Here is a 24,882-nt window from a genome sequence, read left to right as displayed (position 1 = left end):
AAAAGGGTTAGATAGGATATGAGCCGTCACGATACTGAGCAGGATCAGCTTGAAACGATAAAAGCATGGTGGGATAAATATGGCACAGGATTGTTAAGTGTTATTTTAGTGATTGTACTTTCTTTTTCGGGTTATCGTTATTGGCAGGGTTATACCTATAACAAAGCGGTAGAAGCGTCAAGTGTATTTGAGGTGCTAGACATGAGCCTTGCAACGGGTGTGTTTGGTGAAGTTTCGCGAGAAGCACGACGCTTAATGCAAGACCAGCCTAAAAGTCCTTATTCAGGCTCTGCGGCACTTATGTTAGCCGACTTTCATTGGCAGGCCGGTGAGATTGATGAAGCGATTGATGCATTAAGTTGGTTAGTAAACAGCAAGCAGTCAGCAGATTTAAAACAAATTGCCCAACTTCGTTTGGCACGAATTTATATTCAGCAAGCAGATTTTGTAGCAGCCCAGCAGCAGTTAGATCTATTACATAGTCAGCGCTTGGCCCCTGCGGTAACCGCTAACGTGGATTATGTTGCGGGTTTATTAGCCTTGGCGCAAAAGCAAACTGCCCAAGCATATGAAATGTTTAAACGTGTTGTTGAAAATGAGCAGGCTCAATCTGACTTGCGTAATTTAGCCAGCATTCAAATGGATGATTTAGCAATCGAATGAAAAATATATTCTTAATTGGCGCGCTGGCAGGCGTAATTCTAGTTCAAGGCTGTAGTTCAACCTCGCAAACTGTGCGTATTCCGACAGAGTTGCAACCCGTTGAGCAGCGCTATCAGTTCAACCTCGACTGGCAAGTGAATGTTAAGTTGCTTGCCGAAGCAGATGGGCGCAGTTTGCGGATGGCATCCGATGAGAATCATCTTTACGTTGCATCTAGCTCAGGCTTGTTAACCGCGTTGATCAAGCAAAGCCAATCTCGGCACACAGATCAAGTTTTGTGGCAAAAACGCATTGACGCGGTTCTGCTTGCTGGGCCAGTTGTGGTGGGCAATCAATTGATTGTTGGCAGTGCAAAAGGCGATGTTATTGCACTTGATGCACAAACAGGTCAGGTGTTATGGGTTCGTAACCTTGGGGCGGAGGTTGTAAGTCAACCTGTGGTGGCTAATCAGTTGATCTTGGTGAGAACCAATGACGGTCGTCTTGTTTCGCTTAACCGACAAACGGGCAGCGTGGTTTGGACGGCAGATCACCAAATGCCTAATTTGTTTTTACGGGGTGCCGCTCCGGTTTTGGTTGAGAAAGATAGGGTTTTTATTGGTCGTGAATCCGGTTTTTTAGAGGCGTTATCACTTCAGTCCGGCGAGAAGTTATGGGACGCGCGGATCGCGATTCCAACGGGTCGAACCGATTTAGAGCGCATGGTTGATATTCAGGCCAAGCCGGTTGTTGCCGACGGACGCTTATTTGTATTGAGTTATAACGGTCGAATGGCTGCGATTAATCCAAATAATGGTAATTTAATTTGGGCTAAAGACTTGTCGGGGTTTAGAGATTTTATTGTTCACAATCAAGTCATTTATCTGGTTGATGAAGATGATATTCTACGTGCATTAGATCCTGCTAGCGGTACTGAGTATTGGAACCAACAGGCGTTTAAATATCGCCGCTTAGTCGATGTGCGTTTAGATGGCGAGCGTGGAGAACAGCCGCAGCTAATGCTGGCCGATGGGCTGGGTTATGTGCATTGGGTTGATCCAAAAGATGGGAGCATCGTTGGACGTTTTAAACATGCTAACCACCTAGATGTTGGACAAGAAATTTTAGATATTTATCAACAGCAACAACGTTATTATGTATTAGATACCGACGGCAATGTCAGTGCGTATCGTTTTAATGGTGTTTTTACAACCAGGCCTGGTCGCGCCATTCAGTCGAGTAATGAGAAATAATGAGTAAACCGATTATTGCCCTAGTGGGTCGTCCTAATGTAGGAAAATCCACGTTATTTAACCGTTTAACCAAGACACGTGATGCGATAGTCGCCGATTTCCCTGGGTTAACGCGTGATCGCCAATATGGCACTGGCAAGGTAGGCGAGTACGACTATATTGTTGTTGATACGGGTGGTTTGAGCGGCGATATGGAAGGGGTTGATCCCTTGATGGCTGCTCAAGTGCAGCAAGCCTTGGCTGAAGCCCACGGCATCTTTTTTATTGTTGATGGGCGTGCGGGTTTGAATCCAGCCGATGAAGCGATTGCCAATTACATCCGCAGCCACGGCAAGCCTGTTCAGTTATTGGTGAATAAAACTGAAGGCTGTAATCTTGATGTCATTAATGCCGATTTTTATGCTATGGGCTTGGGTGAGCCGATAGGGATTTCATCAGCGCACGGTGATAACGTTGCTGAAGCGGTGGACTATTTAATTGAACGCCTGCCGATTAATCCGTTAGATGATGGGTTTGATTTGGACGAGCATCCTGGGATTCGCGTGGCGATTATTGGGCGGCCAAACGTGGGTAAGTCAACGCTAGTTAATCGGATGCTGGGCGAAGATCGTGTGGTGGCGTTTGACATGCCTGGAACGACGCGGGATAGTATTTATGTGCCGTTTGAACGGGATGGTCAAGCCTATACGTTAATTGATACGGCGGGGGTGCGTCGTCGTAAAAATGTGGCGGAGAAGGTTGAAAAATTTTCAGTTATTAAAGCGATTGAGGCGATGCAGGATGCCCATGTTGTTGTGATGCTGATGGATGGCTCGGAAGGTATTACCGATCAAGATTTAACTCTGTTGGGTTTAGCAATTGAGTCTGGGCGTGGCTTGGTGCTAGCGGTGAATAAGTGGGATGGTTTGGATGCCGATCAGCGCGCTAAAATTAAACATGAGCTTGATTTTAGGCTGCAGTTTATTGATTATGCCAAAACCCATTTGATTTCAGCTTTGCACGGTAGCGGTGTGGGTGAATTATTTAAAACGGTTAAAAAAGTCTATCGCGCCGCCACGCAGAAAATCTCGACCTCGGATTTAAACCGTGTATTAGAGCAGGCTGTATTAGACCATCAACCGCCGCTGGTGGGGGGGCGTCGTTTAAAAATGCGTTATGCGCATTTGGGTGGTTTGAACCCACCGCGTGTGATTATTCATGGTAATAAAGTTGATAAAACGCCCGCACCCTATAAGCGTTATTTGGAAAATACCTTCCGTAAAGCCTTTAAGTGGGAAGGCACCCCAGTGGTGGTTGAGTTCCGTGTCGGAGATAATCCGTTTGATCTAAACAAGGACGGTTTAACTGAACAGCAAAAGCAGCGAAAGCGTCGTGTCGATACCTTCCGAGAATCGAAGCGAACACGTGAAAGAAGTCGACAGCGATAATCTTTTAAGGCACCGGAAACGGTGCTTTTTTACCCTTAAACCTTAAGAACAATCTGGGGAGCCAAAACCTATGAACACAAACAAGCGTATTCGTGAGATTCCTTATAACTATACTTCGTTTTCAGATCGTGAGATCATGACGCGTTTTATAGGGGAATCGGGTTGGCAAACGGTAGAGCAATTGCGCGAAAGCCGAGGTACCGGTCGCTCAGCGCAAATGCTGTTTGAGGTGTTGGGGGATATGTGGGTCGTGACACGCAATCCATATATTCAAGATGATTTATTAGAAAATGCTAAGCGACGTGCGGCCTTGAGCGGGGCGTTGCATCATCGCTTGTCGCAGGTAGAATCGCGCTTAAACAACAATAAATTGGCCGAATCGCTGTTAAATGCGGTGCGTCAGGCGGTCAAGAAATTTGAAGACTGGTTTCCCGCGCAAATTAGCTTGCGTCAAAAAGTCAGCAAGCGACTGAAAAAAATTACCCGTTTAGATAATGTCGATTTTGGCGGCTTAGCGCGTGTTTCGCATGCCACTGATGCCACCGACTGGCGAGTAGAGTTGCCCTTGGTGGTGATTTGCCCTGATACCGAACAAGAAACCGCTGATATTGTGGCGGCCTGTATTGAGCTGGGGTTGGTCATTATTCCGCGAGGTGGCGGTACCGGTTACACCGGTGGCGCTATTCCATTGGATGCCAATACAGCGGTCATTAACACCGAAAAACTTGAGTTTTTAAGTCTGGTTGAAAAAGTGGAGTTGCCTGGCGTTGGTGTTAAGGTGCCTACGGTGCGCACTGGAGCGGGTGTGGTGACTAAACGTGTGACGGAATTGGCTGAGCGTAATGGTTTGGTGTTTGCCGTTGATCCGACCTCGCATGATGCCTCAACCATTGGGGGTAATATCTCGATGAATGCCGGTGGTAAAAAAGCCGTGCTTTGGGGGACGACACTCGATAACCTCGCCTCGTGGAAAATGGTGATGCCGGATGCTAGCTGGATGGAGGTGGTGCGTGTTAACCATAACCTGGGTAAGTTGCAAGACCAAGCTACGGTGAGTTTTGAGTTGCACCGGTATGAATCTGATGGCAAAACACCCAAGGGCGAGGTTGAGCGTTTGGATATTCCAGGCTCGGCGTTTCGCCAAGCAGGCCTGGGTAAAGACGTCACCGATAAGTTTTTAAGCGGTTTACCGGGTGTGCAAAAAGAAGGTTGTGATGGGTTGATTACCTCAGCACGTTTTGTATTGCATCGGATGCCAGAGCATATTCGAACCGTCTGTCTAGAGTTTTTTGGTACGGATTTAAGTTTGGCGGTACCGGCGATTGTCGAAATAATCGATTTTATCGAAAGCAAAAAAGCCGAGGGTGTTTTATTGGCAGGCCTGGAGCACTTGGACGAGCGTTATGTGCGGGCGATTAAATACAATACTAAAGCCAATCGACGTGAACTACCGAAGATGATTTTGATTGGTGATATCGCCGGTGATAACGGCTTTGAGGTGGCTAAAACCTGCCAAGAAATCGTTGAACTGGCGAAAAAACGCAATGCCGAAGGCTTTGTCGCGGTCACCGCTGAAGCCCGCAAGCGCTTTTGGTTGGATCGCTCACGCACAGCCGCAATTTCTGCGCATACCAATGCGTTTAAGATCAATGAAGATGTGGTGATTCCATTACCACGCTTGAATGAATATAACGAAGGCATTGAGCGCATTAATATCGAAATGTCGATGCAAAACAAAATCGAAATTATCGATGCGTTAGAAGACTATTTTAAAGCGCAAATCAAAGAATACACGCTGGTCGATGACTTTGAAGATTCGCAAGGGGATCCGGCGGCCTATTTCAAATCGAAGGTCGATACAACGCTGGCGCATTTAGCACAGGTCAAGCGTAAATGGCAGAACCTATACAAGGGGCTTGACCAGCCTGCCGAACAGTTTTTAGATTTAATGGATGAATCGGCGCGTACCTTAATTCGTGATAATGAATCCTTGGTTAAGCTGATTTTACGGCGTGACTTGGTAATCTCATATCGTAGAGAAGTGTTGGACTTTTTAAAGCAAACCTTCATGGGCCATGATTTTGAGCCGATGATCAAGCGCTTAAAAGAGCTGCATTTTGAAGTGCGTAATGCGCGGTTGTTTGTTGCGTTGCACATGCATGCTGGTGATGGCAATATTCATACCAATATTCCAGTTCACTCCAGTAACTATCGGATGATTCACCAAGCCGAAACCATTGTTGAGCGGGTGATGAAACTCGCCATTGATTTGGGTGGGGTGATATCGGGCGAACATGGTATCGGTTTGACCAAGATTGAATTCCTTTCATCAGAGAAAATTCAAGCGTTTGTTGAATACAAAAACAAGGTTGACCCTAATGGTCATTTTAACAAGGGCAAGTTAATGCCGGGTTCTGGCTTGCATAATGCCTATACCCCCTCCTTGTCGTTAGTTAAACAAGAAGCCTTGATTCTTGAAGCCAGTGAGTTGGATCAATTAAATAACGATATTAAAGATTGCTTACGTTGTGGCAAATGTAAGCCTGTTTGTCAGACGCATATTCCGCGCGCGAATTTACTCTATTCGCCGCGTAATAAAATACTGGCCACAGGTCAAATGATTGAAGCGTTCTTATACGAAGAGCAAACGCGTCGAGGAATTTCGATGCATCATTTTGATGCAATGAACGATGTTGCTGATCACTGTACTACTTGTCATAAATGTGAAGCGCCTTGCCCCGTTGATATTGATTTTGGTGATGTGTCGATTCGGATGCGCAAAATCTTGACCGATATGGGTAAGAAAAATGTTAGCCTTGGCACCAAGGCGGCGTTGTTTTATTTGAATACCGGACAACCAGGTCTGGTTAAACTATTACGTACCACCATGATTGGTTGGGGCGCGTTGGGTCAGCGTATGGGTCATAAGCTGGCGAAATGGACAGGGATACTTGGTTCAAAAGATCAGCTACCTGCTAAATCAACAGGCAATACGCCGGTGACCCAGCAGGTGATTCATTTTGTGCGCAAACCTTTGGATACCGGCCCGAATCAGCCGACCATGCGTTCGTTACTCAAACTCGAAGATCGCACGATTGTGCCGATTTTACGCGACCCGCATAAAACCACCGAAGAATCCGAAGCCGTGTTTTATTTCCCAGGCTGTGGTTCGGAGCGTTTGTTTAGCGACATTAGTTTAGCCACCTTGGCGATGCTGTATGAAACCGGTGCACAAACGATTTTGCCGCCGGGTTATCTGTGTTGTGGTTATCCACAAACAGCGGCAGGTCAAGCCGCCAAAGGCTCACAAATCACCACTGAAAACCGTGCGTTATTCCATCGGTTGGCCAATACCCTCAACTACATGGATATTAAAACCGTGTTGGTGTCTTGTGGTACCTGTATGGATCAGTTGCTTAAATATGAATTTGAGCAGATATTCCCAGGTTGTCGCTTGTTAGATATCCACGAATATCTAATGGAAAAGGGCGTAAAAATGGAAAGCACCGGTGGGGTTCAGTATATATATCATGAGCCGTGCCATGACCCAATGAAAAAATACGATTCAGCCCAAGTCGCCTCGACCTTGACTGGAATTAATGTGCCGCTGAATGATCGTTGTTGTAGTGAGGCCGGTACACTCGCCACCGCACGCCCAGACATTGCCAACCAGCTTCGATTTCGCAAGGAAGAAGAGTTGAAAAAGGGGATTAAAGATCTCACCGGCGAAGAAAAAGCGGTCAATGGGAATGTGAAGCTACTGACCTCTTGCCCCGCTTGTCAACAGGGTCTTAACCGCTATCAAGACGACACAGGGTTAAAAACCGATTATATTGTGGTCGAGTTAGCCAATAACCTGATTGGCAAAGAATGGAAAAACGAGTTTGTCGCCAAGGTGGAAAAAGAGGGGATTGAGCGTGTGTTGCTCTAAAGTGGCGTTATGGCTGTGTTGCGCACGTGATGAGTGACGTCTTAAACCAGGCCTGGTTGTTAATATGACAATCAGGCCTTATTTTTTACCAGTGCATTTAGCAGATGTTTTATCTGTAGTTTACAACAGCCCGTGCCGTCGGAAGCAAAGGTTTGTTGTCTTACTTTCTCCAGCTCGTCAGCGCCTTCTACAATCGCCTTGATTATTGTGATCTTTGGAATCGAATTGCAAACGCATAGGTTTTCATCTAAATCACGTTTTAGGATCTCGGGCAATTGTGCAATCGCTTGGTCTAGTTTTTTATCTGATGCTGTTCTATTCATCTGGGTTTCCTAAACAAAAAACCCAGCCGGAGCTGGGTTTGGTGATGGAGAAAAACTAAAAATTAGTTCTTGTCTTTATCAATGATTTTGTTTGCTTGAATCCAAGGCATCATTGAACGTAATTGCTCACCCACCACTTCAATGGGGTGCTCTGCGTTGATACGACGCTTAGCGGTCATCTCTGGGTAGTTAGTCATGCCTTCTAGGATAAAGCGTTTCGCATACTCACCGTTTTGGATGTTGTATAGCGCTTCACGCATTGCCATGCGGCTTTCTTCGTTGATAACCTGTGGGCCTGTGACATACTCACCATACTCGGCGTTGTTCGAGATAGAGTAGTTCATGTTGGCAATACCGCCTTCATACATCAAGTCAACAATCAACTTTAACTCGTGTAAACATTCGAAGTAAGCCATCTCTGGTGCATAACCGGCTTCAACCAAGGTTTCAAAGCCCATTTTAACCAATTCAACCGCGCCACCACAAAGCACCGCTTGCTCACCGAACAGGTCTGTTTCGCACTCTTCGCGGAAAGAGGTTTCGATAATACCGGTACGACCACCGCCCACGGCCGACGCATAAGACATTGCAATAGATTTAGCTTTGCCAGAAACGTCTTGGTGAACCGCGATGAGGTCAGGAATACCGCCACCTTTTACAAACTCAGAGCGTACCGTATGACCAGGTGCTTTAGGTGCAATCATAATAACGTCTAGGTCAGCACGTGGCACAACTTGGTTGTACAAAATCGCGAAACCGTGAGCGAAAGCTAGTACCGCGCCTTTTTTCAAGTTAGGCTCAATTTCGTCTTTATATAAAACGGATTGGAACTCATCTGGCGTTAGGATCATCACCAAGTCAGCACCCGCTACGGCAGTAGGCACATCAGCAGTTTTTAAGCCATAACCTTGTGCTTTTTTAATAGAAGATGAACCAGGGCGTAGGCCAACGGTTACATCAACGCCAGAATCTTGTAGGTTAGCAGCGTGCGCGTGACCTTGTGAACCAAAGCCGATGATCGCGACCTTCATGCCACGGATAATTGAAAGATCACAATCTTTATCATAATAAACTTGCATCGAGAGTCCTTTGAAGTTTGAAAGGGTTAAAAAATAAACATTTTAAAAGTTATAGAATTATAACCTAGGCCTGATCGTTTTTGGTTAATTTGCGAAGCAGGCCTGGTTAGCTACTCAGCATTTTATAATTGCAAACACTTTTCGCCACGCATAATTCCCATCGCACCTGAGCGAACGGTTTCAAGAATTAAGCCGGGATCAATTGCAGCAATAAAGGCATCCAGTTTTTGCGTTTCTCCAATCATTTGAACGGTATAGGTGGTCGCCGTGACATCAACAATTGTACCGCGGAAAATATCGGCCAAGCGCACAAACTCTTCACGATAGTCCCCCACAGCAGATAGCTTAATTAACATAAGTTCGCGCTCAATATGCGCGCCCTCGGTTAAGTCCACCACCTTAACGACATCAATAAGACGGTTAAGGTGCTTAACAATCTGCTCAATTTGATGGGCGTTGCCGAAAGTCACCAGTGTTAGACGTGAAAGCGATTCATCTTCAGTGGGTGCAACGGTTAAGGCCTGAATGTTATAGCCTCTTGCTGAAAACAATCCCGCCACGCGAGATAACGCCCCCGATTCATTTTCGATTAACATTGAAATTATATGTTTCATCTGGTTTTTGCGCGAGAGACACCGGGGTTTAGCCCGGTGAGGGATAGCGCCGGCCGTTAGGCCGCCTGTTTCTCGCGTTCTCCGTGAGTAAGTACTATCGTTGTTAAATTAAAGCCATAACCGCTACCACGTTGGATTAACGTGCAGTGTTTGTGACTAATACCCTGAACCAAACCGTTGGCGGCTTGGATGTTAAACCTTCCGCTGGCACGAATTGCCACACGACCTGAGTAAATGCCTTGCTTTTTCCCACTGGGAACCACCGCTTTAACCTGATCGCCAGTCTGAAAGCCATGCACCGCTTTTTGGCGCATTAAGTAACCGCGTGGAAAGCCATACTTGTTCAGTCGTGTACGCTGATAACTCCCACGTCCGGTGCATTTAATACCCAAAACCGGTTTAACCCAGTTTTTAACCGGTTTTAAATCTTCGCCAACACAGACCGCATCCAGCGCATGATGCTTGGGAATGCCTTGCTGTTTGCGATTAAACTTGGTCATCGCACCCGTTCCGGTATAGACCGATACGGTGGTTTTAGCCAACACCAGAAGTTCATGCAGCAAAGCGTTACGCGTAGTATTAACCGCCGCCGCGTCTTTGAGTCCTGTCCACTTGCCCTTAAGGGTTTTCTCAACCCCGATGGCACGGGCTTTATCCAGCTTGGATATGCCCAACAACCGTTTCCACTCTGAAAGCCGATGGTTGCCTTTCGCCTCATTACAGCTCCGACACGCGATGACCAAGTTTTTAACGCTGTGGCTGCCACCTTTTGAGCGAGGCTGGACGTGTTCCACCTCAAGCCTGTTGTCACCGCTTACTCCGTTGCAATACGCGCAGGTATGCTTGTGCTTGGTCAGCAGGTATTCCTTAACTTCAAACCCAAACAGTGTACCTTGTTGGTATTCGATACCGGAGATGTCGCCATTGAGCATCTTTTGCATATCAAACTTCACCCGCTCCATGCCAATGTCCGATACCGGTGCTAGCTTGGATAGCTTTTTAACCCAAGCTAGCGTGGTATCGACACGGTGTTGTAGTGAAGGCGCTAACCAACCACCAGGCCTGGTGCGGTTGTTAAACCGTGCAGGCCGATACCAAAGCTGATTACGGCGACGGCGGCGCATGGCGCGTCGTGCGGTAAGCTGTTCACTAATCTGATGACTGCGGTGGTGAATCACACTTAACCACAATACCTTTAAATCCAGCTTGGATTCCAGTACAACCGCCATCCCCGCTTGCTTTGAGCCGGGATCGATTTTGACATGCACGGACTGACACACACCCGCTACCCGGTCTTTTAACCGAATAGTAAACGGCGTCATCAAATGCACCACCGCACGACCCCGCGAAAGCAGTAGCCTTGCGCGTTTCTCTGAGCACGGCATTAACGGCTTCTTGTTTTTTGCTAATACAAATACCGACATACGGTATTCTCCAAATTATTCCCCCTACGGGGCTAGTAACGTGCCTTTCGGCATCTCCCTTCGAGATTGACGATAACCGGCTCCCACCGAGGTGGCGACATCAAGATTCGGCACTTACCCTATGCCCGCATTCTCAACACCTTTTAGAGCAGTGGGCTAAGGAAGCACCCACTGGTAAGTCTTAACGACCCGTTATCGTCTGCTGCTTAATCTAAGATTAAGCCCTCTGGTCAACTAGGCTTTTACAAGCCTCGCCTTTCAAGGCGGGGTTGTTGACGCTTACACCAATATCATTTCGTTTTGGCCGGCACCGGCCGGAATCATCGGATAGACGTTTTCTTGCTGATCAGTAATGATGTCGATAAACACAAACTTATCTTTGAGTGCAAACGCCTCTTCAAGCTGCTGCTTCATGGTCGCTGGGTTGTCAATACGCACGCCCACATGACCATAGGCCTCTGCCAGCTTAACAAAGTCAGGCAATGAATCCATGTACGACATCGAATAACGACGATCATAGAAGAACTCTTGCCATTGGCGAACCATTCCCAAAAAGCCATTGTTCAAGCACACCACCTTAACCGGCAAACCATATTGCAAACAGGTTGACAGTTCTTGGATATTCATTTGAACAGAACCTTCACCGGTAATGCATAGTACGGTGGCATCTGGGAACGCCATTTGCACACCCATAGCAGCCGGAAGGCCAAAGCCCATCGTACCTAAACCCCCTGAATTAATCCAACGACGCGGCTTGTCAAACGTATAGTACTGTGCGGCAAACATTTGGTGTTGGCCAACATCAGAGGTTACATAAGCATCCCCTTTGGTTACTTCCCATACCGCTTTTACTGCGGCTTGGGGTTTAATTTTGGTGCCACTGACATCAAATTTTAAGCAATCCATTGAACGCCAATCTTCGATTTGTGTCCACCAGGCCTGGATGGCTTGTGCTTGAGGTTTTTGATCAAGCTTCTCTAGGTGCGCATTCATTTCCTGCAACACTTGCTGAACCGGGCCAACAATAGGAATATCCACCAGTACGTTTTTTGAAATAGACGCGGGGTCAATGTCCACATGAATGATCTTGGCGGTAGGGCAGAATTTTTCAATATTGCCTGTTACCCGATCGTCGAAACGTGAGCCAATCGCAATCAGCACATCGCAATGGTGCATGGCAAGATTCGCTTCATAGGTTCCGTGCATCCCCAGCATGCCAATGCTTAAAGGGTCGCTTGCGGGAAAGGCCCCTAAGCCCATTAGAGTTTGGGTAATCGGGAAGCCTAGTGTTCTGACGAGTTTTGTCAGCTCTTCTGAGCCGTCACCCAAAACCACACCGCCGCCCGTGTAAAAAATAGGGCGTTCGGCGTTGAGCATCATCTCAACGGCTTTTTTGATTTGTCCGCTATGACCTTTAACAACAGGTAAGTAGGAGCGTAACGCAACTTCTTGTGGATATTCATAGTTGCTTGTGGCGTTTTGTACATCTTTGGGGATATCAATAACAACCGGGCCTGGTCGGCCGGTTGTGGCAATGTGAAAGGCTTTTTTGAGCGTGATTGCCAAATCGTTAACATCCTTGACCAAGAAATTGTGTTTGACTATTGGGCGTGTAATCCCCACGGTATCGACTTCCTGAAACGCATCCAAACCAATAAGGCTGGTTGGAACCTGTCCAGTAAGAACGATCATAGGAATGGAATCCATATAGGCGGTGGCAATACCTGTTACGGTATTGGTGGCACCTGGCCCAGATGTTACCAGTACGACCCCTGGCTTACCTGTAGAGCGTGCATAACCGTCTGCAGCATGCACAGCGGCTTGTTCATGACGCACAAGAATGTGTTTCAATTCTTTTGCATCGGTATCAAGGGCGTCATAGATGGGCAGCGCAGCGCCACCTGGATAACCCCATATATGCTCTACCCCCTCATCTTCCAAAAAATGGATTAAGATTTGGGCACCAGTTAGTTCCACAATAATGGTCCTCCAGTTATAAAACCTGACATTGCTATAGAGTAATGGCAAGTTTGTTAAAAAAATCGTGAAAAAGATTCTAATTATATAGAATTACAACGCTTTTGAGAATAACAAATTACGCCTGAATGATAAGGCGTTCAGTACCTGAGTAGTTTACTAGGTTTTTAGTTTTTAAACAAATGTGCGCGATAATGTTTGAGTTCGTCAATGGATTCTAAAATGTCATCCAGCGCCAAATGGGCGCCTTGTTTTTTGTGGGCGCTGTAAACATCCGGTGCCCAGCGTTTGGCGAGTTCTTTTACTGTGCTGACATCAAGATTTCGGTAGTGAAAAAAGGCTTCAAGTTCAGGCATTTCTTCAACCAAAAAACGACGGTCTTGGCAAATGCTATTGCCACACATAGGGGATACCCCAATAGATACGAATTGACTCAAGAATGCGATAGTTTGTTGTTCGGCTTCACGCAGGTTAATGGTGCTTTGGCGAACGCGCTCGGTCAACCCCGATTTTCCATGATGCTCGACACACCAGCTGTCCATTTTGCCCAGCTCAGTTTCATCGGCATGAATTGCCAAAACCGGTCCTTGGGCCAATACATTAAGTTGGGAATCCGTCACGACGGTGGCTATCTCGATAATGGTGTGGTGACGCGGTTTTAGACCGGTCATTTCAAGATCAATCCAAATCAAATTGTTGTCAGATTTCATTTTGTTGCTCTTTTAAACTAGAATAAGCGCCTATATTAATAGGTTTAGCCGCGTTTTAAAACGAAATCAGGATGTTTATTATGAATGTTATTAGTCTGTTATTTATCTTTAGCTTGATTGTCAGCTTGATGATAGAGCTTTGGTTGAATATCAAAAACCAGTTTCACATTTTACAAAACCGAGAGAAGGTACCTGCTGAGTTTGCAGAAGTGGTTAATCAAGAGGCGCATCAAAAGGCTGCTGACTACTCACGGGCGAAACTCCAGCTTGCACGATTTGTGTTGTTTTTTGATGCCGCGTTGATTTTAGTGATGACCTTGGGTGGCGGTTTTCAGGACATCTATAGTATTTGGTTAGGCTTAGAGATAAACCCTGTGTGGCGTGATGTTGGGTTTTTGTTATCCACGTTTATGTTTCTAGCCCTGTTGCACTTGCCGTTTAGCATTCTCAGCACCTTCCGAATTGAAGAGCGTTTTGGTTTTAACAAAACTACGCCCGCCAAGTTTATCAGCGATTTGCTAAAACAATGGCTGCTGATGTTGGTGATTGGGTTGCCACTGCTTTGGGCGATTGTTGCCATAATGAACAGTTTTATTGACCAGGCCTGGTGGCTCTATGCCTGGATTTTATGGATGAGCTTTAATCTATTATTGCTTTGGGCTTATCCCAAATGGATTGCCCCTTTGTTTAATAAATTTACCCCGATCGAAGAGGGCGAAATGAAACAACGAATTGAAGCCTTGCTAGAGCGTACGGGTTTTGAGTCGAATGGTATTTTTGTGATGGATGGCTCCTCGCGCTCGGGTCATGGTAACGCTTATTTTACGGGTATGGGCAAAAACAAGCGTATTGTGTTCTTTGACACCCTGCTAGAAAAACTATCGGTGGACGAAGTGGAAGCGGTATTAGCGCATGAATTAGGCCACTTTAAACACGGGCATATCAAAAAACGTCTGATCGAGGGCGCGGTGATGAGTTTGGCTGGTTTGGCTTTATTAGGTTGGTTGGCTACCTTGCCATCATTTTATAGCGGTCTAGGGATAGAAACCGCTACGCCGGCAGCTGCTTTGTTATTGTTTATGACCGCTGTACCCGTGATGTTCTTTTTCTTAGGGCCAGTTATGGCCTTTAAAAGCCGTAAACATGAATTTGAGGCCGATGCATTTGCTGCCCAGCATGTTGGTGCTGAGCATTTAATCAGCGCGTTGCTCAAGTTGTATCGGGATAATGCGGCTACCTTGACGCCTGATCCAAGTTATTCGGCTTATTATGATAGCCATCCGCCCGCGAAAATTCGCATAGACCATTTAAAAACCTTACAAGGAATCAGGCAATGAACCCATCAATGAACGAACTACCCAATTTATTAGAACAACGTTGCGAAGAGCTCGCCCCAGGCACAAAAGGGCTGGTGATTCCGACCATTGAGAGTTATTTAAATATGTTACCCGGCTGGGATGTGACGTTAGATTATGCCAGTATCCACAAAACCTTTGTATTCAAAAACTATCATCAAACCGTATCGTTTGTGAATGCGCTGAGCTGGGTTGCACACAAAGAAGATCACCACCCCGAGGTTTGTTTTGGCTACAACCAATGCAAAATTACCCTAAAAACCCACAGCATCAAAGGCCTGAGCCAAAACGACGTAATTATGGCAGCAAAAATCAACGCGTTGCTGGATTAGCCAGACATAACAGGGACGTGCCGACCGATGACCCCCACGATAATAGATAACCAAACAACAGAAAAATTAGCTCACTATCTAGCGGCTCAACTTCAGTCTAAATCGGCGCTATCCCTCATTTTGAAATCACTCAGTTTATCTGGGTTTGAGGCTTTGAAATCCCAGCTACAAAAAACTCAAACCCGCTTACTGCTCGCGACAAACGACCAACCTCTCGCCCAACGATTGGCTTGTGAACCCGGCGAACAAAAGCGGCTCAATCAGCTTCAACAAAAAGAATTGGCGGCTGAATGCTTAACTTGGATAACACATAGTGTAGAAGCCAAAGGCATAGACGAGCATCGTGTTTCACAAAATCTTTACCTGATTCAATCCCAACAACACTCTGCTTTTGTTCAAGGATCATCGCCGTTGACCGCATCCGGTTTAGGTTTGATTCAAACTCAACGGCTCGAACTGAACATGGCAACCGATGACGTTGTACAGGTTGAAGCAATCGGTCGCTGGTTTAACCAAACCTGGCAAGATCCTCATGCCGTTTCAGACATCAAACAAGACCTGTTACAAGCCGCACAATTTCTTGCCCAAGACCAAGCGCCCGAAACCATCTACTTTTTAACTCTTTACCGGCTATTTCAAGACCTGCTCGAAGAACTAGATGAAGAATCGATTGTCAAAACCAAAACCGGCTTTAAACAAACCGCCGTTTGGAACAAACTCTATCAATTCCAAAAAGATGGGGTACTGGGTGTCATAGATAAATTAGAGCGTTATAACGGTTGTATTTTGGCTGACTCAGTGGGGCTAGGAAAAACCTTTGAAGCGCTTGCAGTCATTAAATATTACGAGTTGCGCAACGACCGTGTATTAGTGCTTGCACCTAAAAAACTGCGCGATAACTGGACACTTTACACTAAGAATGATCGTCGCAATCTGCTGTCAGTTGACCGATTCAGTTACGATGTACTCAACCACACTGACCTCACTCGCACGAAAGGTCAGTCCGGCGATATTAACCTTGAAACCATCAACTGGGGCAACTACGATTTGGTGGTGATTGATGAATCGCACAACTTCCGTAACGCCAGCAGTGCCGACGACAAACACACGCGCTATTCAAAATTGATGGAAGACATTATCAGCTTAGGCGTTAAAACCAAAGTGCTGATGTTATCTGCCACACCAGTCAATAACCGGCTCAATGATCTTAAAAATCAAATCGCGTTTGTCACTGAGGGTGATGATTATGCGCTGGTTGATCATGGTATTAATAATATTTCGCAAACGCTTAAACGTGCGCAGGGCAAGTTCAATGATTGGTTGAAAAACCCAGATGATTTGCGCACCACCGATCAACTGCTCAACTCATTAAACTTTGACTATTTTAAAGTGCTCGACCTGCTCACTATTGCACGTTCACGTAAGCATATCGAAAAATACTACAACCTCGAAGAAATCGGCCAATTCCCAACCCGACTCAAACCGATTAACATCCAAGCAGATTTTGATACCAGAGCTGAATTTCCATCCCTGCGTGAAATCAATAAAACCATTAGTCGCCTTAATTTGAGTACCTTTGCACCACTTAAATACGTGGCACTGGAAAAACGCAAACTTTATGAGCAAAAATACGACACCAAACTCAAAGGTAGTCAGTCGGTTTTTTCCCAACTAGACCGCGAAAAAAGCCTGATTGGGTTAATCAAAATCAACATGCTCAAACGCCTTGAAAGCTCTGTGCATTCATTTCATTTGACAGCGCAACGCCTGTTAGCTGATGTCGAACGTACCATTAAAAAGCTTGAACACCATGCCCAAGGTGAAGTTGAGGAGATGGATATTTTAGAAACCGACATGGATTCCCCCGAACTGGAAAGCTTAATGGTTGGTAAAAAAGTCAAAGTGCTGATTCAAGACATGGACCAAGCAAAATGGCTATACGATCTCAAAGAAGACCAACGTTACCTAACCGAAATCGTCAATATGGCGGCCAGTGTGAATGCCGAGCGTGACCAAAAACTGGCATTACTCAAACGCCAAATTAAGCACAAATTGGCCAACCCACTGAACGCCGGCAATAAAAAAATCCTGATCTTTACCGCTTTTGCCGATACCGCGCAATACCTTTACAAACACCTATCCAGCTGGGCGATTGAAACCCAAGGCGTTCACAGCGCGTTGATTGTAGGCTCAGGTGCTAATAAAACCACGCAACCCAGATTACGCGCCGAACTCAACGAACTGCTGACGGCCTTTTCGCCGATTTCCAAAGAGCGCGATAAAACCGGTTTGCCTGCTGAAGTTGAACTCGATTTACTCATCGCCACTGACTGTATTTCCGAAGGGCAAAACCTACAAGATGGCGATTATTTAATCAATTACGACATCCACTGGAACCCGGTACGCATTATCCAACGCTTTGGCCGTATCGACCGACTTGGCTCCAAAAACAGCCAAGTTCAACTGGTCAACTTCTGGCCGAATATGGAACTTGACGAATACATTGACCTTGAAGCCCGGGTTACCGGACGCATGGTTCTGCTTGATGTGTCTGCTACCGGCGAAGAAAATCTAATCGACGCAACCAATGCCGGTCGAATGCGCGATTTGGAATACCGCAAAAAACAACTCAAAGAACTGCAAGACACCGTGCTCGATTTAGAAGATATTTCCGGCGGCCTGTCGATAACCGACCTTACGCTCAATGACTTTAAAATGGATTTGTCAAACTACATGAAAGCGCACCTCAACACTCTAGAACAAGCGCCGAACGGCTTGTATTCGGTGGTGAAACTGGACACGGCGTTAAAAAATGCAGGCCTGCAACCGGGTGTGATATTTTGTTTAAAAAGTCTTGCGCGCGAATTTAAACCTGAAAATGAACGCGCGCAAGAACCCTATGCCTTGTATCCGTATTTCTTGGTTTACGTTACCGAACAACAAACCATCCAGCTACCCTATACTCAAGCCAAAAAAACCTTAGACATCCTCAAAAAACACAGCTTAGGGCGCTCGCATCCCGATAGCGCATTATTCCAGCAACTCGGCAGTAGCACCCAATACCAAAGCCATTTAAAACAAGCAATTGCGCATATCCAAGGCAAAAAGGTAGAGGAGGGCATAAACAGCCTGTTTAGTCGAGGAGGCACACAATTAGACGCGTTTAACGCCAACAGCGATTTTGAAGTCATCAGCTACCTAATGTTAGTGGACGGATATTAATCATGTTACTTGAAGCGCTTCAATTACCGCCGGCACTGCACTTCAACCAAAAACTCACCAAAAAGAGTTTTTACGACAATGGACAGCTACCAGCGACTGCGCAACGATTGCTTCAAGAGCAAGTCGAAACCCTTATGATCCAAGCACATATTACGCCCGACAACAGCAATATACCCGCCTATCAAACCGCGCAACACGAATATCTGGAATTGTTTGTGATACAAGTCACGCTTAAAGACCAACCGCACCCAAATACGCATAAAGCCGGGTCAATCCTCAAGCCCGCGCAACTCAAAACCCTGCACGAATGGGTACACAAAGCCATCGCTTACCCGATACTGCTTGAAATCAAGGCAGGCCAACAAGTGCAATGGTCATTGGCTGAAAAGACAGTTCACCAAGCCGACAGCGAACACGACAAGCTGATTATGAACGAGTCGATTCAAACCGACTGGATAGACATCGGCGCAACCACCAGGCTTTATGCCCGTCATGGTGTTGGTGGCATGTGCTTAGAACAAGACTTCTACAATGCACTTCGATTCGACCGGCAAAACCAACAAAATCTCTATCGCCTATACCAAAGCCTAATCTACACATTTACGCGCTACCAAACCGCACGCTTAACTGGCGCAACCCAGCTTCCAACGAATCAAAACAGTGGGGCAGAACCCGACATCGCCGCACAACGTGCCAAGTTAAAACACATTCAACAACTCAAAAAAGACATAGACGAACTCGCTAACAAACTCAAAACCTGCGCCCACTTCAACGAAAAAGTAGCATTGAATATAAAATTACAAAACCACAAGCAGCAACTTGAGCAGATAAAGACAGGGGCGGTTGAATGAGATTAACACCGGAACTCAGAAAGAAAATGCGTAAAGCTATTGCGGTATCCATGCAGATTGAAGGCTATACAATCGACACCTCAGCCGAACGCAGGAAATACATCAAGCACTTAATAAAGCGTTACAATGTCAATGTCAATGTCAATCTTGATAAAACCTTTTTAAATCAAGCAAAGTGAAAAAAATCATGACAAGTATCCAAGGCTATATACCGCCAAGTTTGCCACTGCACCATGAACTAGAAACCAAAGCCGTGCTTAAAAAAGCGATTGCCGCCAATACCGCCTTGGCAAAACTGAATGGTGTAGCGGTACGGATTCCAAATCAAGCGGTATTAATTAACGCATTGGTGTTGCAAGAAGCCAAAGACTCCAGCGAAATCGAAAACATCATTACCACCCATGATGACCTCTATCGTTCGAGCATAGACGACACCCATTTAACCCAAGCCGTTAAAGAAGTGCGTCATTACGGCGAAGCACTCAGAAAAGGGTTTGAACTCGTTACCCATAACAAACTTCTGCTGGTTAAAGACATTATTCAAATCCAATCCATTTTAGAAAAAAACGATGCCGGAATTCGCAAACAAGGCGGCACGCAACTCAAAAATGACCAAACGGGTGAAGTGGTTTTTATCCCGCCGCAATACGAAAACGATATTCGCAATGCACTCGCTAACTTAGAACGATACATCAATGATGCGAAGCTGGACGACATCGACCCGCTCATAAAAATGGCGGTTATCCATCATCAGTTTGAAACCATTCACCCGTTTTACGATGGCAATGGTCGCACAGGGCGTATTCTCAATATCCTCTATCTCGTGTTATCCGAATTACTCGATCTGCCGATTCTCTATCTCAGCCGCTACATCACCACACACAAAGCCGATTATTACCGCTTATTGCAAAAGGTGAGAACCGACCAGGCCTGGGAAGAATGGGCACTATTTATGCTCGAAGGCATTGAACAAACCGCCAATCAAACGATTCAACTGATTTATCAAATTGATGAACTGATGCAAAAAACGGCTCTTGAGATACAAGCCTTCCCAGGCAAGCTTTACTCTAAAGACTTAGTGGAAGCACTGTTTGTGCATCCCTACACTAGAATTGAATTTATTGAACAGCGGCTCGCCGTTTCCAGGCAGACCGCCTCAAAGTATTTAAAACAACTCGAAGCCTTAGGGATTTTGCACAGCACCCAGCTCGGCAATGGCAAATACTTTATCAATCATCGCTTTTACGAACTTTTGAGCCGCCCGCAAAGCTAGGCCATGTTAAAAAAACGGTAGAAAATACACATAGCGTTAAGCTATGTTAAAAAAACTAAAAATATTTAACATAGCTTGGCCTGGATGTTAAAAAATAGCACAAAATTTAACTTTGGTAGGATTTCAATGACCCAACAAACCGACTTACAGCAAATCAATGGCGAAAGCCTCAACCTGACCCAGCACAATATCGAACAGCTTAAACAACTGTTCCCCAACGTGTTTCGTGAAGGCAAAATCGACTTTGACGCGCTCAAGGCCGAATTGGGCGAGCAGATCGAAACCGACCACGAACGCTACCAATTCACCTGGGCGGGCAAAGAGCAAGCCAAACGCATCGCCACCACACCCAGCCTCGGCACATTGCGCCCTGCACCGAACGAATCGGTCAACTGGGATACCACCGAAAACCTCTATATCGAAGGCGACAACCTCGAAGTCCTCAAGCTATTGCAAAAAAGCTACTTTGGCAAAGTAAAAATGATCTACATCGACCCGCCCTACAACACCGGCAAAGATTTTGTGTATAAAGATGACTTTAAAGACAACCTCGCCAACTACCAGCGTTTAACCGGGCAAAAAGACGACGAAGGCAACCCGCTTTTTACCAACTCCGACAGCTCAGGCCGTTACCACTCCAACTGGCTCAATATGATGTACCCACGCCTCAAGCTCGCCCGCAATTTACTGCGTGACGACGGTGTGATTTTTATCTCGATTGACGATAACGAAGTGCATAATCTAAGAAAAATCTGTGATGAGATTTTTGGAGAGGGGAATTTTATTTCTAATGTTATTTGGCAGCGAGCCTTTTCTCCAAAAAATGATGCCAAATTTTTATCGGATAGCCATGATCATATTTTGATTTACTCAAAAAACTCGAGTCTATTTCAAGCTGGAAGATTACCAAGAAGTGAAGAGGCTAATGCACGTTATAAAAACCCTGATAATGATCCAAGAGGTGTGTGGATTTCAGATAATCTGACCGTTAAGACTTATTCTGAAAAGTATGATTATCCGATAACAACACCGAGTGGTAGAGTTGTTTCTCCAGCTGAAGGTAGGTGTTGGGGAACATCGAATAAAAGAATGCTTGAGCTAATTGATGATAACCGAATTTGGTTTGGTGAGGATGGTGGAAATGTCCCCCGTTTGAAACGCTTTTTATCCGAAGTTCAAGATGGAATGGTGCCTGTAACCTTATGGCCATATAAAGAAGTAGGTCACAATCAAGAGGGAAGGCAAGAAGTTAAGGCGTTATTTGATGACCGAGGTTATTTTGATGGTCCAAAACCGCTTAGATTGTTAAGCCGTGTATTTAAAGTCGCAAATCTATCAGAAGGCGACATTATTTTAGACTTCTTCTCCGGCTCAGCCACCACCGCCCATGCGGTAATGCAACTCAATGCCGAAGACGGCGGTAATCGTAAATTTATTCTGGTGCAAATCCCCGAACCCACGCCGCAAACCTCCGAAGCCCGCAAAGCTGGCTACGCCACTATTGCCGAAATCGGCAAAGAGCGTATCCGCCGCGCCGGCCAGAAAATCCTCGCCGAACAAAGCACCGCACAGGCTTCTCGTTCCCACGCTGAGCGTGGGAATGCCCAGCTGGAACTAACCGAGCCAACCGAGCTAGGTTCCCACGCACAGCATGGGAACCAGACCGAGGGGGCACAAACCACCGCACAGGCTTCTCGTTCCCACGCTGAGCGTGGGAATGCCCAGCTGGAACTAACCGAGCCAACCGAGCTAGGTTCCCACGCACAGCATGGGAACCAGACCGAGGGGGCACAAAGCACCGCACAGGCTTCTCGTTCCCACGCCGAGCGTGGGAATGCCCAGCTGGAACTAACCGAGCCAACCGAGCTAGGTTCCCACGCACAGCATGGGAACCAGACCGAGGGGGCACAAAGCACCGCACAGGCTTCTCGTTCCCACGCTGAGCGTGGGAATGCCCAGCTGGAACTAACCGAGCCAACCGAGCTAGGTTCCCACGCACAGCATGGGAACCAGACCGAGGGGGCGCAAAGCACCGCACAGGCTTCTCGTTCCCACGCTGAGCGTGGGAATGCCCAGCTGGAACTAACCGAACCAACCGAGCTAGGTTCCCACGCACAGCATGGGAACCAGACCGAGGGGGCACAAACCACCGCACAGGCTTCTCGTTCCCACGCTGAGCGTGGGAATGCCCAGCTGGAACTAACCGAACCAACCGAGCTAGGTTCCCACGCACAGCATGGGAACCAGACCGAGGGGGCACAAAGCACCGCACAGGCTTCTCGTTCCCACGCTGAGCGTGGGAATGCCCAGCTGGAACTAACCGAGCCAACCGAGCTAGGTTCCCACGCACAGCATGGGAACCAGACCGAGGGGGCGCAAAGCACCGCACAGGCTTCTCGTTCCCACGCTGAGCGTGGGAATGCCAAGCAGGCGGTAGTTGAGCTTGCAGATGGAGGTTCCCACGCTCAGCATGGGAACCAGACAAAGATTTACTATCCTTCCCAAGCTGAGCGTGGGAATGCTAAGCAGGTGGTTGTTGATTTTGCTGGAGGGCGCTCCCACGCACAGCATGGGAGGCGAGGTTTGTGTTACTCTCGTTCCCACGCTGAGCGTGGGAACGCCAACAGTATTGAGGATTGAAAAATGGGCAGAAGTCGTTATCACATCGTTGATCCGAACCTTCCACACTTTGTGACCTGTACCGTTATAAACTGGTTGCCGGTATTTACACGCACTGAAACGGTGAATGTATTACTTGAGAGTATTCGGTTTCTCCAAAAAGAAGGGTTAAAGGTTTACGCTTGGGTGGTTTTGGAAAACCACTTGCATATGATTGTTCAGGCGGATAACTTACCAGAAATGATGCAGCGATTTAAGCGCCATACCGCCAAATCGTGTTTGGCGTATTTGAAGCAACACCAAGTGAATACTTTATTGTCGCAGTTGGCGCAATTTAAAAAGTTGCATAAGGTGGATCGTGAGTTTCAGTTTTGGCAGGAGGGTTATCACCCTGAATGGATTCAGAATGATGAGATGATGCGGCAAAAGATGGAATATATTCATCTGAACCCGGTCAAACGCGGTTATGTTGATTTGGCTGAACATTGGCGTTATTCAAGTGCGCGTGACTTTGTCGGTTTAACGGGTCTGCTTGAAATTGAACCTTTTGTTTAGTGCGTGCGTGTTGGCGCTCCCACGCACAGCATGGGAGCGAGGCCTGTATATACTCTTGTTCCCATGCTGTGCGTGGGAACACCGAGCAAGTGGTAGTTGGTCTTGCTGGTGGGGGTTCCTACGCACAGCATGGGAACCAGACCCAACTAGGTTCCCACGCACAGCATGGGAACCAGACCGAGGTAAACAGCATGGGGAAACAGAAAAACATTTGCGTTAAGGAGCCTTAAACATGAATAAAGTTATTTCAGTGATTCCGCTTGCGGATTATCGGTTGCAGTTGAAATTTTCCACCGGGGAGGAGACGGTGTTTGATATGACGTCTTATTTAGATAAAGGGGTGTTTACTCAGTTAAGAGATGTCACGGTTTTTAAACAGGCTTATATCGCTTGGGATACGGTTTGTTGGTCGAATGAGTTGGATATTTCACCGGATACCTTGTATTTGAAATCGCAGAAAATACCGGCCTCAGGCGTGGCTTAGTTGGTGTTCATCAGGTTAGTATTTAACTGTTACCCCGCAAGTTACCCCGCAAGTTGATAATCAAGTCGTGGCGGATATTTTGCACAAACAACCAGGCCTGGTGGATTATTGTCAAACGCCAAGAACACGAGCAGAATTGCAGGCGTTTTGCGGTTTGCATGACCGTGAACACTTTAGAAAAAGCCTGTTAAAGCCGTTATTGGATGCGGGTTGGTTGCAGAGGACGTTGCCGGATAAACCCAATAGCCCAAATCAGCGGTATTTTTTGAAAAAGGAGTATAACCCGTGACGGATAAAACGAACACGGCGATGATTCGATCTTCTGCCGCTGAGTATTTGACTTTTATTGCTGCAAATGGCGAGAGCGGTGTTGAAACGGTGTATTCAGATGAGGATATTTGGCTGACGCAGAAGATGATGGCGTCGCTGTATGACGTGGAAACCCAGACGATTAATTACCATCTGAAGAAGGTCTTTAGCGATAGTGAACTGGAGGAGGACTCAGTTATTCGAAATTTTCGAATAACTGCCGCAGATGGTAAAAACTACCATACCAAGCATTACAATCTTATGGCGATTATCGCGGACGCGGGAAAAGTATCGGCGGAAATCGCTAAGGCGCATGCCGAATCCGAATTTGAAAAATACCGCATTATTCAAGACCGTTTGTATGAATCGGATTTTGATAAATCCATAAAAACACGTATAGAAAAGTAATCGACTATGAAACTTCAGTTTAACCAAAACCTTGCGCATCAAAAAGCCGCTTGGGTAAAACATACGTTAAGCTTAAAACAGTCGTCTTTTTTTA

At 46.4% G+C, this 24,882-nt stretch carries 21 protein-coding genes; 15 read left to right on the top strand and 6 right to left on the bottom strand.

All coding sequences use genetic code 11. The features are described 5' to 3' along the window. Positions 1 to 18: 18 nt before the first annotated feature. The 4 genes from P8S55_RS02125 to P8S55_RS02110 all read left to right on the top strand — a co-directional run bounded on the left by P8S55_RS02125 (position 19) and on the right by P8S55_RS02110 (position 7,253). A complete protein-coding gene (locus tag P8S55_RS02125; protein ID WP_289224647.1) occupies positions 19 to 663 on the top strand; it encodes a YfgM family protein in 645 nt (214 codons plus the stop codon). Then, on the top strand, positions 660 to 1,895 hold the full coding sequence (gene bamB, locus P8S55_RS02120) for an outer membrane protein assembly factor BamB (protein WP_289224646.1): 1,236 nt from the start codon (positions 660 to 662) through the stop codon (positions 1,893 to 1,895). The genes P8S55_RS02125 and bamB overlap by 4 nt, the downstream gene beginning before the upstream one ends. Then, on the top strand, positions 1,895 to 3,322 hold the full coding sequence (der, locus tag P8S55_RS02115; protein ID WP_289224645.1) for a ribosome biogenesis GTPase Der: 1,428 nt from the start codon (positions 1,895 to 1,897) through the stop codon (positions 3,320 to 3,322). The genes bamB and der overlap by 1 nt, the downstream gene beginning before the upstream one ends. 70 nt (positions 3,323 to 3,392) lie before the next feature. Next, a complete protein-coding gene (locus tag P8S55_RS02110) occupies positions 3,393 to 7,253 on the top strand; it encodes a DUF3683 domain-containing protein (protein ID WP_289224644.1) in 3,861 nt (1,286 codons plus the stop codon). Between the two features lie 71 nt (positions 7,254 to 7,324). Here P8S55_RS02110 and P8S55_RS02105 read toward each other — a convergent pair whose 3' ends face one another. The 6 genes from P8S55_RS02105 to orn all read right to left on the bottom strand — a co-directional run bounded on the left by P8S55_RS02105 (position 7,325) and on the right by orn (position 13,380). Beyond that, a complete protein-coding gene (locus P8S55_RS02105) occupies positions 7,325 to 7,576 on the bottom strand; it encodes a (2Fe-2S)-binding protein (RefSeq protein ID WP_289224643.1) in 252 nt (83 codons plus the stop codon). A 62-nt stretch (positions 7,577 to 7,638) separates the two neighbouring features. Continuing rightward, positions 7,639 to 8,655, bottom strand: a complete 1,017-nt coding sequence (ilvC, locus tag P8S55_RS02100) for a ketol-acid reductoisomerase (RefSeq protein ID WP_289224642.1) — start codon at positions 8,653 to 8,655, stop codon at positions 7,639 to 7,641. Between the two features lie 122 nt (positions 8,656 to 8,777). Then, positions 8,778 to 9,269, bottom strand: a complete 492-nt coding sequence (gene ilvN / locus P8S55_RS02095) for an acetolactate synthase small subunit (protein WP_289224641.1) — start codon at positions 9,267 to 9,269, stop codon at positions 8,778 to 8,780. A gap of 56 nt (positions 9,270 to 9,325) precedes the next feature. Beyond that, positions 9,326 to 10,693 (bottom strand): RNA-guided endonuclease IscB, encoded by a 1,368-nt coding sequence (iscB, locus tag P8S55_RS02090; RefSeq protein ID WP_289224640.1) that lies wholly within the window; start codon positions 10,691 to 10,693, stop codon positions 9,326 to 9,328. Positions 10,694 to 10,972: 279 nt separating this feature from the next. Continuing rightward, entirely contained in the window at positions 10,973 to 12,670 is a 1,698-nt protein-coding gene (locus P8S55_RS02085) for an acetolactate synthase 3 large subunit (protein ID WP_289224639.1), read from the bottom strand. A 167-nt stretch (positions 12,671 to 12,837) separates the two neighbouring features. Further along, positions 12,838 to 13,380 (bottom strand): oligoribonuclease, encoded by a 543-nt coding sequence (gene orn, locus P8S55_RS02080; protein WP_289224638.1) that lies wholly within the window; start codon positions 13,378 to 13,380, stop codon positions 12,838 to 12,840. An 80-nt stretch (positions 13,381 to 13,460) separates the two neighbouring features. On the opposite strand from orn, the gene P8S55_RS02075 reads away from it, so the two are divergent. The 11 genes from P8S55_RS02075 to P8S55_RS02025 all read left to right on the top strand — a co-directional run bounded on the left by P8S55_RS02075 (position 13,461) and on the right by P8S55_RS02025 (position 24,788). Continuing rightward, on the top strand, positions 13,461 to 14,717 hold the full coding sequence (locus tag P8S55_RS02075) for a M48 family metallopeptidase (protein WP_289224637.1): 1,257 nt from the start codon (positions 13,461 to 13,463) through the stop codon (positions 14,715 to 14,717). Continuing rightward, on the top strand, positions 14,714 to 15,067 hold the full coding sequence (locus tag P8S55_RS02070) for a 4a-hydroxytetrahydrobiopterin dehydratase (protein WP_289224636.1): 354 nt from the start codon (positions 14,714 to 14,716) through the stop codon (positions 15,065 to 15,067). The genes P8S55_RS02075 and P8S55_RS02070 overlap by 4 nt, the downstream gene beginning before the upstream one ends. 27 nt (positions 15,068 to 15,094) lie before the next feature. Then, complete coding sequence (locus P8S55_RS02065; protein WP_289224635.1) at positions 15,095 to 18,289, top strand: SNF2-related protein; 3,195 nt, start codon at positions 15,095 to 15,097, stop codon at positions 18,287 to 18,289. 2 nt (positions 18,290 to 18,291) lie between these two features. Further along, on the top strand, positions 18,292 to 19,140 hold the full coding sequence (locus P8S55_RS02060) for a DUF4391 domain-containing protein (protein ID WP_289224634.1): 849 nt from the start codon (positions 18,292 to 18,294) through the stop codon (positions 19,138 to 19,140). Then, positions 19,137 to 19,319, top strand: a complete 183-nt coding sequence (locus P8S55_RS02055; protein ID WP_289224633.1) for a hypothetical protein — start codon at positions 19,137 to 19,139, stop codon at positions 19,317 to 19,319. The genes P8S55_RS02060 and P8S55_RS02055 overlap by 4 nt, the downstream gene beginning before the upstream one ends. A gap of 8 nt (positions 19,320 to 19,327) precedes the next feature. Next, a complete protein-coding gene (locus P8S55_RS02050; RefSeq protein WP_289224632.1) occupies positions 19,328 to 20,413 on the top strand; it encodes a Fic family protein in 1,086 nt (361 codons plus the stop codon). Between the two features lie 126 nt (positions 20,414 to 20,539). Continuing rightward, the gene (locus P8S55_RS02045; RefSeq protein ID WP_289224631.1) at positions 20,540 to 23,053 is read left to right on the top strand and encodes a site-specific DNA-methyltransferase; all 2,514 of its coding nucleotides are present in this window, start codon (positions 20,540 to 20,542) and stop codon (positions 23,051 to 23,053) included. Positions 23,054 to 23,056: 3 nt separating this feature from the next. Continuing rightward, the gene (locus P8S55_RS02040; protein ID WP_289224630.1) at positions 23,057 to 23,587 is read left to right on the top strand and encodes an REP-associated tyrosine transposase; all 531 of its coding nucleotides are present in this window, start codon (positions 23,057 to 23,059) and stop codon (positions 23,585 to 23,587) included. Between the two features lie 232 nt (positions 23,588 to 23,819). After that, entirely contained in the window at positions 23,820 to 24,071 is a 252-nt protein-coding gene (locus P8S55_RS02035) for a DUF2442 domain-containing protein (protein ID WP_289224629.1), read from the top strand. A 67-nt stretch (positions 24,072 to 24,138) separates the two neighbouring features. Further along, positions 24,139 to 24,360, top strand: coding sequence for a Fic family protein (locus tag P8S55_RS02030; RefSeq protein WP_289224628.1), 222 nt, complete (start codon positions 24,139 to 24,141; stop codon positions 24,358 to 24,360). Positions 24,361 to 24,380: 20 nt separating this feature from the next. After that, positions 24,381 to 24,788, top strand: coding sequence for a virulence RhuM family protein (locus P8S55_RS02025; RefSeq protein ID WP_289224627.1), 408 nt, complete (start codon positions 24,381 to 24,383; stop codon positions 24,786 to 24,788). Positions 24,789 to 24,882: the final 94 nt, after the last annotated feature.

This window comes from Thiomicrospira sp. R3 (assembly GCF_029581415.1).
Classification (GTDB): Bacteria; Pseudomonadota; Gammaproteobacteria; order Thiomicrospirales; family Thiomicrospiraceae; genus Thiomicrospira.
The sequence above is the reverse complement of the archived record's forward strand: the minus strand, read 5'-3'. Positions and strand labels throughout refer to the sequence as shown.

What these genes read in the sequence shown, in the direction of transcription:
- P8S55_RS02065 (WP_289224635.1), top strand. Translation starts at nt 15,095, where the DNA reads ATGACCCCCACGATAATAGATAACCAAACAACAGAAAAATTAGCTCAC.
- orn (WP_289224638.1), bottom strand. Translation starts at nt 13,380, where the DNA reads ATGAAATCTGACAACAATTTGATTTGGATTGATCTTGAAATGACCGGT.
- der (WP_289224645.1), top strand. Translation starts at nt 1,895, where the DNA reads ATGAGTAAACCGATTATTGCCCTAGTGGGTCGTCCTAATGTAGGAAAA.
- iscB (WP_289224640.1), bottom strand. Translation starts at nt 10,693, where the DNA reads ATGTCGGTATTTGTATTAGCAAAAAACAAGAAGCCGTTAATGCCGTGC.
- bamB (WP_289224646.1), top strand. Translation starts at nt 660, where the DNA reads ATGAAAAATATATTCTTAATTGGCGCGCTGGCAGGCGTAATTCTAGTT.
- P8S55_RS02035 (WP_289224629.1), top strand. Translation starts at nt 23,820, where the DNA reads ATGAATAAAGTTATTTCAGTGATTCCGCTTGCGGATTATCGGTTGCAG.
- P8S55_RS02070 (WP_289224636.1), top strand. Translation starts at nt 14,714, where the DNA reads ATGAACCCATCAATGAACGAACTACCCAATTTATTAGAACAACGTTGC.
- P8S55_RS02025 (WP_289224627.1), top strand. Translation starts at nt 24,381, where the DNA reads ATGATTCGATCTTCTGCCGCTGAGTATTTGACTTTTATTGCTGCAAAT.
- P8S55_RS02040 (WP_289224630.1), top strand. Translation starts at nt 23,057, where the DNA reads ATGGGCAGAAGTCGTTATCACATCGTTGATCCGAACCTTCCACACTTT.
- P8S55_RS02125 (WP_289224647.1), top strand. Translation starts at nt 19, where the DNA reads ATGAGCCGTCACGATACTGAGCAGGATCAGCTTGAAACGATAAAAGCA.
- P8S55_RS02060 (WP_289224634.1), top strand. Translation starts at nt 18,292, where the DNA reads ATGTTACTTGAAGCGCTTCAATTACCGCCGGCACTGCACTTCAACCAA.
- ilvC (WP_289224642.1), bottom strand. Translation starts at nt 8,655, where the DNA reads ATGCAAGTTTATTATGATAAAGATTGTGATCTTTCAATTATCCGTGGC.
- ilvN (WP_289224641.1), bottom strand. Translation starts at nt 9,269, where the DNA reads ATGAAACATATAATTTCAATGTTAATCGAAAATGAATCGGGGGCGTTA.
- P8S55_RS02050 (WP_289224632.1), top strand. Translation starts at nt 19,328, where the DNA reads ATGACAAGTATCCAAGGCTATATACCGCCAAGTTTGCCACTGCACCAT.
- P8S55_RS02055 (WP_289224633.1), top strand. Translation starts at nt 19,137, where the DNA reads ATGAGATTAACACCGGAACTCAGAAAGAAAATGCGTAAAGCTATTGCG.
- P8S55_RS02105 (WP_289224643.1), bottom strand. Translation starts at nt 7,576, where the DNA reads ATGAATAGAACAGCATCAGATAAAAAACTAGACCAAGCGATTGCACAA.
- P8S55_RS02075 (WP_289224637.1), top strand. Translation starts at nt 13,461, where the DNA reads ATGAATGTTATTAGTCTGTTATTTATCTTTAGCTTGATTGTCAGCTTG.
- P8S55_RS02045 (WP_289224631.1), top strand. Translation starts at nt 20,540, where the DNA reads ATGACCCAACAAACCGACTTACAGCAAATCAATGGCGAAAGCCTCAAC.
- P8S55_RS02110 (WP_289224644.1), top strand. Translation starts at nt 3,393, where the DNA reads ATGAACACAAACAAGCGTATTCGTGAGATTCCTTATAACTATACTTCG.